We start from the raw sequence: 15497 nt of genomic DNA, 5'->3' as shown, positions 1-15497 counted from the left end.
GGAAAGCTTTTTTGTATTATTTTTGAGCGCGTACTTCTTCGATAATATCGCGTAATTCGTCTTCTGAATAACTGTATTTTTCCATACAGAAATGACATTCAGCTTCTGCACCATGATCTTCATCAATCATCGCCTGTAATTCTTCTTCACCTAGTCCAATTAAAGCATTTGAAAAACGATCTTTTGAACAGTTACATGAGAATGTAACATCTTGGCGATCTAAAATTTCGACATGTTCTTTACCTAACACTGCTTCTAAAATTTCTTCTGGTGTGAAGCCTTTTTCAATCATTTTTGAAACAGGTTCAATTTTTGATAGTGCTTCTTCGATTTGTGTAATGGTTTCATCATCTACACCTGGCATAACTTGGACAATGAAGCCCCCTGCTGCTTTAATTGTATAATCTGGATTAACAAGTACGCCTAAACCAACTGCTGACGGTGTTTGTTCCGATTTTGTGAAGTAATATGCGAAATCTTCACCTAGTTCACCTGATACTAATTCAACTTGTCCTGTAAAGTAATCACGTAATCCAGCATCTTTTACAACAGATAACGAACCTTGTGTACCTACAGCACGGCGTACATCTAATTTACCGAATTGATTTAATTCAAAATCCACGTGCGGGTTCATTGCATAACCACGTACTTCACCTTTTGCGTTTGCGTCAACGATAATCGCACCAATAGGACCGTCACCTTGAACTTTAATTGTTAATTGGTCGTCACCTTTTTGCATAGCACCCATCATGACACCAGCAGTCATTGTACGTCCAAGTGCTGCTGAAGCTGTTGGCCATGTATCGTGTCGACGTTGTACTTCACCTACTGTTTCTGTTGAGCTTACAGCAAATGCACGCACACTTCCGTTAAAACCAATTGCTCTTACTAAATAATCTGACATGTATTATATCCTCTTTTCTTTATAAGCATAATTAAAACATCTTTCGACATCATAACACAGGTACTCCTATAAAAAAAAGTTGACCGACTCGGAGAGTCGGTCAAAATTTTTTATTCACGTTCTTCTTGAATACCGTCTTTATTTTTACTTAATGAATCTGGTTTTGGAAGATCCGCTGTCGATGGATCAGGGTCTCCTCCAAATGTTTCATCTAACACAAGTGCTTCTGGATCATCGTCTACTTTTTTCTTTTCATATGAGCGTTCTGGTAACTTACCATACTTCTCTAAGTGTTCGATTTGTTCTGCATCTAGTGTTTCAACTTCTAATAGCGTTTGTGCGATTAGATTTAATAATTCACGACGTTCAGTCAGAATATCTTTTGTACGTTGATATTGTTCTGCAACCATTGATTGCATCTCTTGATCAATTTCATATGCGATTTTATCAGAGTAATTTTGTTCTGAAGACATATCGCGTCCTAAGAATACATTACCACCTTGATTTGCGCCGAATTGTAATTGACCTAACTTATCACTCATACCGTATTCTGTAACCATTGAACGAACAATACTTGTAACACGTTGGAAGTCATTATGCGCACCTGTTGATACTTCACCAAATACGACATCTTCTGCTACACGTCCACCAAGTAAGCCCGCTACTTTATCAAGAAGCTCTGGTTTTGTCATGAAGTAACGATCTTCTTTTGGAAGCATTACTGCATAACCGCCTGCTTGTCCACGTGGTACGATGGTTACTTTATGAACCTTTTCAGCTTCATCAAGTGTTAAACCAACAACAACGTGACCTGCTTCATGATAAGCAACGATGTTACGTTCTTTCTCAGAGATTACGCGGCTTGTTTTCGCAACACCCGCGATTACACGGTCTGTTGCTTCATCAATATCACCCATATCGATTTTCTTCTTATTTGAACGAGCAGCAACAAGTGCAGCTTCATTTAATAAGTTTTCTAAATCGGCACCAGAGAATCCTGGTGTACGTTGTGCGATTGCTTTTAAATCTACTGATTCATCTAATGGTTTTTTACGTGCATGAACTTTTAATACAGCTTCACGACCTTTAACATCTGGACGACCTACTGTAATTTGACGGTCAAAACGACCTGGACGTAACAATGCAGGGTCTAAAATATCTGGGCGGTTTGTGGCAGCAATGATAATAATACCTTCATTTGCTCCGAAACCATCCATCTCAACAAGTAATTGGTTTAATGTTTGTTCACGTTCATCGTGACCACCACCAACACCAGCTCCACGTTGACGACCTACTGCATCAATTTCATCGATGAAAATGATACATGGCGCATTTTTCTTCGCATTTTCAAATAAATCACGTACACGTGACGCACCGACACCGACAAACATCTCTACGAAATCAGAACCTGAAATCGAGAAGAATGGTACGCCTGCTTCACCAGCTACCGCACGTGCTAATAATGTTTTACCTGTTCCTGGAGGACCTACTAATAGAATCCCCTTCGGAATGCGTGCACCAATCTCTTCAAATTTCGTATGATCCTTCAAGAAGTCTACTACTTCTACAAGCTCTTGCTTTTCTTCATCAGCACCAGCTACATCTGTGAAGCGTACACGTTTCTTTTGGTCATCATACAATTTTGCTTTACTCTTACCAAAACTCATTACACGGTTTCCACCGCCCTGAGATTGATTTAATAAGAAGAAGAAGAGAATGAAAATAATGATGAATGGGATAATCCCTGTTAATAACGATAACCAACCATTTGATTCTTGTGCAGGTAAGAAATTAATATTGTTCTTATTATCTTGCGCTGCTTTACGAATTAAGTTTAATAATTCCTGATCATCTTGTGGTACATTCGTAATAAACGATTCATCTTGTTTATAACCTTCTAACTTACCTTTTACAACGAATACTAACCTTTCAGGTTGAATATCCGCCTCTGTAATTTGTCCATCTTCTAACGCTGTTACAAACTCGTGATAATTCAATTCTTTTGTCGGTTTATTTTTGCCATTGAATGTGCCAAAAATCCCTACAATCACGAGGAAAATCAATAAATACAATATGGCGTATCGAAATACTCGATTCATCCCCAGCCTCCTCACAAGGTAAACAGAAAAACTATAATAAATCTTATCATATGACTATTTGCGCGTACAATTTAAAAGCTTTGTTTTAAACAAATTTCAAGTGAAATTTGTCACATTATTTTAAAATGAATAAACTGATTTTTTCAGCACGCCAATATATGGTAAGTTACGATATTTTTCTGCGTAGTCTAAACCATAACCAACAACGAACGCATCTGGTACGTCGAAGCCTACATAGTCTGCTTCTAGCTTCACTTTACGTCCTGATGGCTTATCTAATAATGTTACGATTTTAATTGATTTTGCTTTACGATATTTAAATAAATCTACTAGATAGCTTAGTGTTAAACCTGAATCGATGATATCTTCAATGATGATAATATCGCGACCTTCAACACTTGTATTCAAATCTTTTACGATTTTTACTTCACCTGAAGATACCGTTGCGTTACCATAGCTTGTTACATCCATGAAATCAATTTCGATGTATGCATCAATACGCTTCATTAAATCTGCCATAAAAGGCATAGCACCTTTTAAAACACCCACTAATAATGGGAATTTGTCTTGATAATCAGCTGTTAACTGTGCACCAAGTTCTTTCATTTTTTCTTGTAATTGTTCTTCAGAAATTAATACTTCTTCGATGTCCTTTTGAAGCATATTTGTATCCTCCTTAAATATAAATAGATTACTGCTTTGGAGCGGTATCTATCATTAATACTACACCATCATCTATTGAACGCATATCGTCTTGTAAAAGACGACTCACTCGTAAATCTAGAATCGCTAAAATTTGATTCTTTGCATCCACAAGAATAGGCCATGTACTTCTTTTTGACTGCGGTATTTTCGCATCAATTAAAATGCGTGATACCTTTTTAGAACCATTCACACCTGGTAAGTACATACGATCACCAACTTCTTTTGTTCGAATGGTTAAAGGAAGTTGTTGTGTAGACAGTATGTAACTTTTAACGTATTTACTTACTTGTGGCGCTGAACTTTTTTGGAACACTCCTATTTTACAACCATTTATTAAGGTGACCCATTCACCTAATTGCAGCTGAAGTGGTTGGACGACTTGCTGTACTTGTGGACGTTTTGTTAAAACCAAAACATCATATGTGCGAATCGCTCTTCCTCCTAAAGGCAGTGAAATTTCGTTATGTCCATCTGTTTTTTGAATAAGCTCTAAAATAGCTGTCCAAAGTGCATGGCTTTGCGCAACGATTGTATCTTTGTAAAGATATTTTAATAGTAGTAGAATGGCTCTTCTTTGTAAAGCAAGTGACTGCTTTTGAAACGGAAGTATACGCAGATAAATCTCATCATCACTTTTTTGTATTTCACACTGTTTTAAAACACTTTCTGCTTGCTCGTTTAAATAAACATCTTCTGCTTGCTCTTTTTCGGTAAAATACTGAAAAGCTGCTGCAACTTGTGGATTCTCTTTCTTCATAAAAGGAACGACATGGTGGCGTATACGATTTCGTAAATAATCGTCTTTTGCATTACTTGCATCTTCTCTATACATTAAAGATTGACTATTTAAATACGCGACGAGTTGTTCTCTTGTTACACTTAGAAAAGGGCGAATAATTTTAAATGAGCACCAAGATTTCTCAGCAGACATACCTAGAACCCCTTGGATATGAGCTCCTTTTATAAGAGCCATTAATACCGTCTCCATTTGGTCATCAGCATGGTGTGCCACAGCTAATTTATTATAATGATGTTGCTTCATCACTTGTTCAAAATAGTGATACCGTTCTCTTCTACAAGTGTCTTGTAAATTACCATTCTCTCTTTTCAAAATTTCAGAAATTGGAATATCTGTAGAGAAAACAGGGATTTCTCTTTCCTTACAAAAATCTTCTACAAACTGTCGATCTTCATACGACGCTTCACCGCGTAACATATGGTTTACATGTACAGCTGCTAAATCAATTGCATAATGTTTTTGATAAGTGTGTAGAAAGTGTAAAAGGACAATCGAATCAATTCCACCTGAACATGCAACTAAAATGCGATCTCCAGATTGAATCAACGCATGAGTTTGAATATATTCATTCACTTCCTGCTCAAATTTGACCATCTCTTTCACCTCTTAGCTTTATCATAGCATTTTACAGAGGTAGAAGTAATAGAATAAAGTGTTGAAATCCCCCTCCTTATCAAATATTTTATAAATCAATACCAAATAAGATGGTATTATTTTTCATTCCTTATTTAATACCCCAATTTTTTCTAAAAAATGCTATAAATATCGTGGAAAAACAAATACTTTTGCAAAGTATTATTTTTTTTTCAAAAATGGGTTGACGGTATCGCAATCCTCTTGTAATATAATCTATGTTGTCAAAAAGACAGCAACTAACGGCGACCTAGCTCAGCTGGCTAGAGCGTTCGGTTCATACCCGAAAGGTCGGGGGTTCGATCCCCTCGGTCGCCATAATCGGCCCCTTGGTCAAGCGGTTAAGACACCGCCCTTTCACGGCGGTAACACGGGTTCGAATCCCGTAGGGGTCATATTAAAAGAAGCTTTCCAATTAGGAAAGTTTCTTTTTTTGTTTTTTTACGATAATAATAAACTAATTGAATCATGCTATATAAGGAATTTATTACAATTATTATAAACAATCTTTTTAAAAATGGCTATTTTCGATAACTATAAAAAGGTGAGAGAATTCTTAACCAAGAATTCTCTCACCTTTTAAGATCTATTCAAACACTTTTTCTATGACCAAAGAGTTTGCAAATTAACCTCTTTTTGCTCCACGGCCACCGCGTTTTGATTCAGTTGCACGCTTTAATGTTGTTAGACGGTCTTCACTGTCTTTTAAGAAACGTGCCATTTTTTGTTCGAAGTTCTCTTGCGGTTGACGACTCTCGCCACGATTTCCGCCACCACGATTATTGTTATGACGAGGACGTTGCGGGCGTTCTGGACGCTCTGGACGTTCTGCTTGAGGTTTTGCTTTACGAATTGAAAGTCCAATTTTACCATCAGCTTCCACATTCATTACCTTAACTTCAACCATTTCTCCAACTTTTAAATGATCGTTAATATCTTTTACATAGTTATCAGCAACTTCACTAATATGCACAAGACCTGTTGAGTTATCTGGTAATTCAACGAATGCTCCAAAATTTGTAATACCTGTTACTTTACCTTGCACTTTGCTGCCTACTTCAATTGCCATAAAAAAAATGCTCCTCCTTAGAATTTAAGCGACTATCTCTAGTCAATAACCATATTGTTTGGTACTTTTCTTCAATACTTCATTGTTCTACCCATATACACTCTATGAATATCCACTGCAAGTAATTCAGCCGTAGTCCGACGGGAATGATACGCAATCGCTCATTCATCTGTATTGCTTATTCTTATTTTACAATAAGACGCGTCAGATGAACATATTTAAAGTTCCAATGACTTTAAACTTGCTTATGACTTACTCTTATTATAACGATGAAAAAACACGTGTCAACAACACTACTTCTTTTCATTTTCCGTAAGATCTATTCCTTCGTCGTCTTCTGAGTCTTCTGGTAAATGGAATATTTTCTCACCTTTTTTAGATAAAAATAAGTCTTTTCGTACAATCTTAGCGATGTAATCATCATCATCTAATTTTACGAGTTGCGCATCTAATTCTTTCTTATATTGCTTTTGTTCTAACTTTTCTTTTTTTAATGCTACTTGTTCTTGTTGTTCTTTTTTCAATACTTGATGCTGATTTATAATTGTAAATACTAATGTACCCATAATTAAGAAGAAAACTGTACCCATAATAGCGAGATTTCGATACAGCGAAACTTTTTTATTATGTAGTCTTTTTTCACGAAGCTCTTCTTGTTTTGCAAATTCTGTATGAATACGACTTACTGTATTACGCTTTCTTTCAGACACAATCTCTCCTCCTTTTTTGACCAATCTATTTGTTCATTATAAAGGAAAATCGACAAATATTGTATTGTCAAACCACATTTTTGCAATAAATTAACAAAAAATAGTTCTTTTTTCTACCTATTCTTCATCGTCAATGAATTGTGGCTCGATTTTTTCCAGTCTTTCTTCTTTTAAAATTGTGTACATTGTACTTGCTTCTTCTTTACGCACAACATCTTTTAATAACTCTACTCGTACTGTTACAATTTTTTGACCGAAGCGAATCGCTAATTCATCGCCCACTTTTACTTTACTCGCTGCTTTTACCACTTTCCCGTTGATTTCAATACGCCCTTGATCAGCTACCTCTTTTGCTAATGTACGACGTTTGATTAAACGTGAGAGTTTCAAAAATTTATCTAATCTCATAATGATTCTCCTTCTTTTTCTTTGGCTTCTCTCCAAAATTGTAATAGTGCCTCTACTGAATAGTCTTCCCAACTACCTTTTACTTGTTGCTCTACATAACCGAAACGTTTTGCAAATTTTGCATTTGCTAATACCATCGCTTCTTCAGCAGAAATCTTATAGTGGCGTGCTACATTCACAAGAGTCGTTAGTACATCGCCGAATTCTTCGATTTGCTCTTCTTTTGTTCCTTTTTCAATTGCTTCTTTTAATTCAGCCAACTCTTCTTCCACTTTACCCCGGAATGCTTCAGTTGTACCCCATTCAAACCCTAATTTTGCTGCTTTTTTTTGATAATTATATGAAGTTTGTAACGATGAAGCTGCACGATACTCACCTTTTAGTACAGGTTCATCTTCATGGTTCTGGTGTTCTTCTTTTTTAATTTTTTCCCAATTCGCATTAATTTCCGCAACGCTTTCAACGTGTACATCACCGAAAACATGCGGATGACGACGAATCATTTTTTCGTTAATCGCTTGGATAATATCTTCTAAGTTGAAATAGCCTTCATCTTCTCCAATTTGTGCATTCATTAAAACAAGCATTAACAAATCGCCAAATTCCTCAATCATATGGTCATCATCTTGTTCATTTACTGCCTGGATTGCTTCATGTGCTTCTTCAAGTAAATAACGTGTTAAACTTTCATGTGTTTGCGCACGGTCCCATTCGCAACCTTCTGGACTACGAAGTGTGGCAATGATTTCACGTAATGTTGAAAACTCCTTTAATGCCTCTTTTGCATCTTGAACAGGTGGAACATAGACAGTTGTTAAATTATTAATTTCCGCAACGTGATCTAATTCATATAACGGTACCGTTTTAATGACTTCCTCTTTTGAACCTGCTGCTGTTACAATCGTTACTTCATAGTCATCTGGATACTTCTCCATCAATGTTAATTTTACGTGTGAGGCGCTAATTTGGTCATACACTTGTGCAATTAATAAATGATTTTGCATATGCACGTGATGAACTGAGAACGTTGCACCATCTACCATTTGGAAACCGTCAATCGGATCAATTTTAAGCGTTGTAAACATCGCATCTAAAAAGCTTTGCCCGCCTTCAATCGATAACTGAATCTCACCTTTTTTCTCCGCTTCAATTAATAGTTGAATCGTCATCTCTGCAACAAGTGGATGACCTGGAACTGCATAAAGAACAGGTTCCTTTTCAGCTTTTTCAATTAATGTAGAAGCGATTTCTTGATATACGGGTAAAAATTCATCATGTTTTTCATACACTTCATCAAAACTGATAAATGATACACCTTCTTTTTGTAATTCCGCGACAACAGGATGATCTAATGTACGCATATATACTTCTTTTGCATTTTTTAATGTTCGGTAAACACCCATCGGTAACTGTTCAAAGTCACCTGCACCTAAACCTACAACTGTAATTTCTTTCATTTTTAACCCACCTATTTTCGATTTAAAAATAATTGTAATGCCGCCATCTTACTGCCAAGCGGTAATAACAACCATTCTTTTACTGTAAAAATTCGATAACGTGTAATACATAAAATAAAGATACTCCCACCAATGATGACTAAGAAAAGCATCATAATTGCTGCATATAAACGACTATCAATTGCTAAAATCTCATCAAATATGCGAATACCGCCTACAACAAATACCATACAAACTGTTGCGTAACCTGTGATTTGATAAAACAGACGACTGGCTAACTGAATATCTTGTTTCTTTTTTAAATAATACACTAAACTACATGCACCTACGATTAGAGCTAGATTACTCGACCATGCTGCACCTACTATTCCAAAATAGTGTACAAATGGTTTTGTAATTAGTATTTTGATCAACAAGCTGATGGCTAAAATGTACGTAGGACCTTTACGATACCCTAAACCTTGTAAAATCGCTGTAATTGCCATAATCATTGAAAGCATAATAATTTGAATAACATAGACCGACAGTACATCTGATAAATCTGCTGTTTCAAATAAAGCTTTATTCAAATAAGGCATAACGAGCATTAAACCAACTGTTGCTGCTACACCAAAAAGAAGTGTTGCTTGAAAAGTAACACGAATGAGTTGGCGCATTTGCTCGCCTTTTCTTTTTTTCATCGCGCTTGCAATCATCGGTACAATGGCCATAGAGAATGATGTAGCAATCACTAATCCAACTTGTACAAGTGGTTGACCACGGTCATAAATCCCCTTCTCTTTCATCGCATCAATGGGTTGTTCAATATACTGAACGAGCGTATCAAATACGGTAAATGCATCGACAATTTGAAAGAAAATCAACAGTAGACTACTCATACTCGCACTGACACTCACAACGAGCATCTTTTTCAAAAATTCACGCTTTCGAACAACTGTATTTTCTTTGTTAAGTAAATAAATCGACTGGCGCTTTTTTCTCATATATAACATTAGAAGTAGGACACCAATCCATTCGCCACTAACTGTCCCTAAAACAGCGACTGCTCCAGCTGTATATAATGACTGTGAAGTAGCCATAACATATGCTGTACCACCTAAAATAACAGTTACACGTACAACTTGTTCAATCACTTGCATCACAGCGACAGTTTGTAGATTGCCATGTGCTTGTAACTTTCCTTTATACATAGATAATGTCGGTACTGTAAAAATAACAAGTGAACCGATTTTCAATAAAAAGCCGAGCTGTTCATCACCCATTGCACGCGCAAAAAAATCAGAAGCACTATACATGCCAATAAATAAAAGAATTGAAAATACCCATAGCGCGCGATATAACAATTGCGATATTGCTTGTTGCCTTTTCAATGGTTGACCAAGTTCATCTGCAATCATCTTCGAAACAGCAATCGCTAGACCACTCGATGTCCATGTCATGAAAACAGCCACAAATGGATAGACTTGTTGATAAATAAAGAATCCTTGGTCCCCCACTAAGTTTTGAAAGGGGACACGATAGACCATACTTAATACTTTTACAAAAAGTGCTGCCATCGTTAAAAGGGCAACTCCTTTTGCATAGCCTTTTACTTTTGTCATTCGCATCCTCTTTCCATTACTACATTTTTTTGAATACTTATGTAAAAAGGAGAAACTACTTCTTTAGTTCCTCCTTTCACAAAAATTATGCAGGATTCTCTTCTTTTAGTGAAGCTGGCAATAATTGAACAACCGCTTCAACCAAATCAAAGACATCTTGATCTTTTGACATCTTTCGTTCATCAATTGTTAAAACAAGTTTTCCATCTTCCAATGTAAAGCCAACTGCTCGCCCTAAAACCATTGAATCGGATACCATCTTACTACCATCAATTCGTTGTGTACCATCCATTGATAGCGTAATACGGTACATTTTATTTTTTAGTTTGATGGACTCTAAGCCAACTTCTAATCCCCATGCTTTCATACGTGCAATACGCATTAAGCGATCCACTTCGATTGGCAAGTCACCAAAACGGTCTACTAATTCTTCTGAAATTTCGTGATAAGCTTCTTCTGTTTCAATCGCTTTAATACGCTTATACATTTGAATTTTTTGATAACCATCTGGAATATACGTATCCGGTAAATATGCATCATACGGAAGAAGAATCTCGATCCCTTTTTCTTCGGTCTTTTTCTCACCTGTTTGTTTTTCAGTTACGGCATCTTCAAGCATTTGTGAATACAAGTCGAAACCAACTGAATCAATAAAGCCATGTTGTTGCGCACCAAGTAAATTCCCTGCGCCGCGAATGGATAAATCGCGCATCGCAATTTTAAAACCAGAACCAAGCTCCGTAAATTCTTTTACCGCTTGTAAACGTTGTTCCGCAACTTCTGTCAGTACTTTATCACGTTGATACATGAAGTATGCATAAGCAACACGATTAGAACGTCCTACACGTCCACGTAATTGGTAAAGTTGTGATAATCCCATACGGTCTGCATTGTTCACAATCAGCGTATTAACATTTGGAATATCAATTCCTGTCTCAATAATCGTTGTTGTAACTAATACATCAAATTCGCCCTCTAAGAAGCCTAAAATGATGGATTCTAATTCATTCTCCGTCATCTTCCCATGCGCATACGCAACACGCGCTTCAGGTACGAGTGATTGAATTTGATCGACTTGTTTTGCCATATCCTCTACACGATTGTGTAAGTAGAAGACTTGTCCACCACGCGACATCTCACGCTCAATCGCTTCTCGTACAAGTGCGCCATTATGTTCCATGACATACGTTTGTACAGGGAAACGGTTTGCAGGAGGTGTTTCAATAACCGATAAATCGCGCACACCGACCATCGACATATGAAGCGTACGTGGAATCGGTGTTGCGGTTAACGTTAGCACGTCAATATTTGTTTTCAATGTCTTAATTTTCTCTTTATGTGTGACACCAAAACGCTGCTCTTCATCAACAATTAATAACCCTAAATCTTTATAAATCACATCTTTTGATAAAATACGATGTGTCCCGATTAAAATGTCTACTTGTCCATCTTTCAAGGCTTTTAATGTTTCCGTTTGTTGTTTACGTGTACGGAAGCGGCTAAGTAAACCGATATTAACCGGAAGGTCTTGGAATCGGTCGAGCATTGTTTCATAATGTTGCTGTGCTAAAATCGTTGTTGGCACTAAGAAAGCGACTTGTTTACCATCTAAAATTGCTTTATGCGCTGCACGAATGGCTACTTCTGTCTTTCCATAACCTACATCTCCACAAACAAGGCGATCCATTGGACGTTCACGCTCCATATCCATTTTCACTTCTTGAATTGTGCGTAGTTGGTCTTCTGTTTCCTCATATGGGAAGGCAGCTTCAAATTGATGCATCTCATCGCCATCAGGAGAGAAGGCAAAACCTTTTGCTGCTTCGCGTTCAGCGTATAGCTTAATTAAATCATCCGCAATATCTTGAACTGCTTTTGATACTTTCGTTTTCGTCTTTTTCCACTCTGCTCCGCCTAATTTATGAAGCTTTGGTTCTTTATCTTCTGAACCTACATATTTTTGAACTAAGTCAATTTGGTCGACTGGCACATATAACTTATCGTCTGCACGATAACGAATATGCAAATAATCTTTATAGTTCCCATTAATTTCGAGTGTTTCAATGCCAATATATTTACCAATACCATGATGTACATGGACAATATAGTCCCCTGGTTTAATCTCTGTATAGCTTTTAATTCGTTCCGCATTGGTCATCGTTTTAGGACGTGCTTTACGTTTCTTTTGTTGCTTAAATAGCTCATCTTCTGTCACGATTGCTAATTTCGGAATCGGCATCTCAAAACCATTAGTTAAAGCACCAGACATAATGAAGACACCCGGTCCATTCGGTTCACCGAGTTGTACTTCTACACCGTGGTCTGCCAATAGATTTTGTAATACATCGATTCGTTCTTCATTCTCTGTTAAAAATAGCGTTGTAAAGTCACTTGACACCCAACGTTCAATTTCACTATTCAACAGAGCAATCTGTCCGTGGAAATGTTGCATCGGTTTACATGAAAAATTACGTGTTGTTGTAAACGTCATTCCTTTAAATCCACGCGCAAATAATGCAAAGAAGATTTTTTGTTGCTCGATATTCGCAAGTAATTCTTTAAAGCTGAAAGATGGTTTCACACTGTGCAACATCTTACCGAGTTCAATCATCTCAAGCAGCCATTCTTTTTCCTCTGAATCCCACGCTTCCATTGTTTCTTGAATACGTGTTAATTCATCAAAAATTACAATGCCATCTCGTTTGAAATAATCACCTAAAAAAGTTGGGTTTTCATATAATAAAGAGCCATAGCGATTTACATACTCAGGTAATTCACCTTGTTGTAATAGCGCAATATCTGCTTGTACATTTTCATAAAGTGCTGTTTTTACTGCATCTGTCTTTACCTTTTTTAAACTTTCACTTAAACCAGCTTCTAAACGTTCTGCAAGGGCGTGTCGTTCATCTGTAGATAATACAAACTCCATCGCTGGTAAGATCACCATCTCTTGTAATTTCGCAATTGAGCGCTGATCATCTGCTGAGAACGTACGAATCGAATCAATCTCAGTATCAAACAGCTCAATTCGAACAGGATGGTCATCATATGGTGGATAAATATCGATAATTCCACCTCGAACAGCGAACTCGCCGGGAGTTGTCACCATACCATTTCGCGTATAGCCCATCATGACTAATTGCTTCAATAGTTCCTGTGTATCTAAATCATCGCCGAGTTTTAATGTATAACGAAGTGATGACCACTGTTCTTTTGGCGTCATTACTTTACGCATACCAGCAGCAGGAATAATATAGATGCCTTGTACATCATGAATCATATGATCCAGCGTTGCGATACGCTGTGCACGTAATTCGGGACTTGCTAAAGCCATATCTGCCGCGATAAACTCATCTGCTGGGTAGTAATGTACTTCATCACTACCAATTAATTTTGATAAGTCCTCATACAAAGACTGTGCTTGCAACATATTCGGTGCAATCATGTAGATTGATTTTTTTGTTTCTGCATACATTGTAGCGATGAAAGCCGATCTTGCGCTTCCGGATAATCCTGTTACAAGTTGTGCAGGTTGTTCTCTTCTTATATCTTCAATTAATGCTGCTACTTCCATGTCTTTCATCAATAACCGACGTAAGATTTCCATGTTTTCCTCCTATTCTTCATATAGAAAAAGGCTTTGGTAAGTTGTTTACCAAAGCTACACGCATCTATTCTTTTTACTTTTGATTAAATTTATTCATGACTTCTACGAATGGCTTCTCTAACCAATACATGCTTGCATCGGCTGCTTTTTCAAAGGACTCTTGCATTAATGGCTGATCTTCTTTTGAAAAACGTGCTAGTACATAATCTGACACCTTCATACCTTGTGGTGGGCGATTAATGCCAATGCGGATGCGATTAAATTCCTGTGTTCCTAAATGTTGAATTAACGACTTAATCCCATTATGTCCACCTGCACTACCTTTTTGACGTAAACGTAATTTACCTTTTTCTAAATCAAGGTCATCATATATTACGACAATATCTTCTATATCAATATCAAAATAATCCATCAGTGGTCGTACACATTCTCCTGATAGATTCATATATGTTAATGGTTTTAATAAAATGACTTTACCCTCTGGACGATGTACCGTACCATAGACACCATTAAATTTCGTTTGATTTAATGTAATTCCCATGCGGTCTGCCAATACATCAATTGTGTCAAAACCTACGTTATGATGTGTATGTTCATATGGCTTACCTGGATTCCCTAATCCAATGATTAATTTCATATCTACTACATCCTTTTCTGTACTAATCCTTGTTATTTTAACATACCCCATCTTTTTAAACAAAATACGAATACTTCGAACGTTTAAACAGAAACAAAACGCAACGACTCTACTAAAATCGTTGCGTTTTGTTTTTATTTAATTCATATCTATTTAATTTTCTAGTGGTGATGGATCTTCAGCTTCCTTACCATTATCTGCTTCTACTTCTCCTTCTTCTAATGAAGGTTCTAAGTCTTTGTCAGATACTGGCGGTAAAACTGTAGCAAGTACAAAATCGTCTTCATGTAGGACATCAAAGTCTACTTGTTCACGAATATCTACTACAGCAAGTGAATCACCAATACCAAGCTCTGTAATGTCTACTTCAATTGATTCTGGAATATTTGAAGGTTCAACGAATAAAGTAATTTCGCGATTTGGCTGTTGTAATGAGCCGCCCTCTTTTACACCCACTGATTCACCAACAATCAGAATTGGCACTTCCATCTCAATTTTACGATTCATATTAACTGCTAAAAAGTCTAAATGAATCAATGTGTCTTTTAATGGATCTTTTTGAACTTCTGATAATACAGCATTTACGTGTTTCCCATCTAATTCTAAAGATAAGACTGCATTTCTGCCTTCTTCACGTAATTTCTTCTCAAGATCTCGTTCGTTTACTGCGATTGGAGTGGTATTTACTTGATAGCCGTACACAACTGCTGGCACAAAACCATCCTGTCTTAATTCTCTTAAAACTGAATTCTTATGTGCTTGTCTTTTCTTTACTTGTAAAGTTTCTGGCATGTTTCATTTCCCCTTCCGTCTCATAGTTACACCTAATACACATACCCTGTTTTAAGTGCTATAAACATGGAGCAAA

12 protein-coding genes and 2 tRNA genes are annotated in these 15497 nt (G+C 36.8%); 2 read left to right on the top strand and 12 right to left on the bottom strand.

The window, feature by feature from the left end; all coding sequences use genetic code 11:
- Positions 1–16: 16 nt before the first annotated feature.
- From hslO to tilS, 4 genes are all read right to left on the bottom strand, one after another.
- Positions 17–904, bottom strand: coding sequence for an Hsp33 family molecular chaperone HslO (gene hslO, locus ACKVQX_RS13830; protein ID WP_409136422.1), 888 nt, complete (start codon positions 902–904; stop codon positions 17–19).
- A 110-nt stretch (positions 905–1014) separates the two neighbouring features.
- On the bottom strand, positions 1015–3003 hold the full coding sequence (ftsH, locus tag ACKVQX_RS13825; protein WP_068456702.1) for an ATP-dependent zinc metalloprotease FtsH: 1989 nt from the start codon (positions 3001–3003) through the stop codon (positions 1015–1017).
- 120 nt (positions 3004–3123) lie between these two features.
- Complete coding sequence (gene hpt / locus ACKVQX_RS13820; protein WP_068456705.1) at positions 3124–3666, bottom strand: hypoxanthine phosphoribosyltransferase; 543 nt, start codon at positions 3664–3666, stop codon at positions 3124–3126.
- 28 nt (positions 3667–3694) lie between these two features.
- The gene (gene tilS, locus ACKVQX_RS13815) at positions 3695–5101 is read right to left on the bottom strand and encodes a tRNA lysidine(34) synthetase TilS (protein ID WP_068456708.1); all 1407 of its coding nucleotides are present in this window, start codon (positions 5099–5101) and stop codon (positions 3695–3697) included.
- 283 nt (positions 5102–5384) lie between these two features.
- Between tilS and ACKVQX_RS13810 the strand changes: the two genes are divergently transcribed.
- Together ACKVQX_RS13810 and ACKVQX_RS13805 are read left to right on the top strand one after the other, a co-directional pair.
- Positions 5385–5458 (top strand) — tRNA-Met (locus tag ACKVQX_RS13810).
- 5 nt (positions 5459–5463) lie between these two features.
- Positions 5464–5535 (top strand) — tRNA-Glu (locus ACKVQX_RS13805).
- A 230-nt stretch (positions 5536–5765) separates the two neighbouring features.
- Here ACKVQX_RS13805 and ACKVQX_RS13800 read toward each other — a convergent pair.
- The 8 genes from ACKVQX_RS13800 to ACKVQX_RS13765 form a co-directional block, all read right to left on the bottom strand.
- A complete protein-coding gene (locus ACKVQX_RS13800; RefSeq protein WP_068456711.1) occupies positions 5766–6209 on the bottom strand; it encodes a S1 domain-containing RNA-binding protein in 444 nt (147 codons plus the stop codon).
- 293 nt (positions 6210–6502) lie between these two features.
- The gene (locus ACKVQX_RS13795) at positions 6503–6919 is read right to left on the bottom strand and encodes a septum formation initiator family protein (protein WP_121178100.1); all 417 of its coding nucleotides are present in this window, start codon (positions 6917–6919) and stop codon (positions 6503–6505) included.
- A 117-nt stretch (positions 6920–7036) separates the two neighbouring features.
- Positions 7037–7327 carry an RNA-binding S4 domain-containing protein gene (locus tag ACKVQX_RS13790; RefSeq protein WP_068456716.1) on the bottom strand — a complete coding sequence of 97 codons (291 nt, stop codon included), beginning with the start codon at positions 7325–7327 and terminating at the stop codon, positions 7037–7039.
- A complete protein-coding gene (gene mazG / locus ACKVQX_RS13785) occupies positions 7324–8784 on the bottom strand; it encodes a nucleoside triphosphate pyrophosphohydrolase (protein ID WP_409136421.1) in 1461 nt (486 codons plus the stop codon). Before mazG ends, ACKVQX_RS13790 begins: the two co-directional genes overlap by 4 nt.
- A gap of 11 nt (positions 8785–8795) precedes the next feature.
- Positions 8796–10385: a polysaccharide biosynthesis protein gene (locus ACKVQX_RS13780; RefSeq protein WP_068456722.1), complete on the bottom strand. Its 1590-nt coding sequence runs from the start codon at positions 10383–10385 to the stop codon at positions 8796–8798.
- Between the two features lie 85 nt (positions 10386–10470).
- Complete coding sequence (gene mfd, locus ACKVQX_RS13775) at positions 10471–13992, bottom strand: transcription-repair coupling factor (protein WP_087682573.1); 3522 nt, start codon at positions 13990–13992, stop codon at positions 10471–10473.
- A gap of 73 nt (positions 13993–14065) precedes the next feature.
- A complete protein-coding gene (pth, locus tag ACKVQX_RS13770; RefSeq protein ID WP_068456728.1) occupies positions 14066–14629 on the bottom strand; it encodes an aminoacyl-tRNA hydrolase in 564 nt (187 codons plus the stop codon).
- A 153-nt stretch (positions 14630–14782) separates the two neighbouring features.
- Positions 14783–15421 (bottom strand): 50S ribosomal protein L25/general stress protein Ctc, encoded by a 639-nt coding sequence (locus tag ACKVQX_RS13765; RefSeq protein WP_068456731.1) that lies wholly within the window; start codon positions 15419–15421, stop codon positions 14783–14785.
- Between the last annotated feature and the right edge of the window lie 76 nt (positions 15422–15497).

This window comes from Kurthia sp. ISK08, assembly GCF_046159805.1.
Taxonomy (GTDB): Bacteria; Bacillota; Bacilli; order Bacillales_A; family Planococcaceae; genus Kurthia; species Kurthia gibsonii.
Note: the sequence above shows the minus strand (reverse complement) of the source record. Positions and strands in the feature narration are given on the sequence as shown.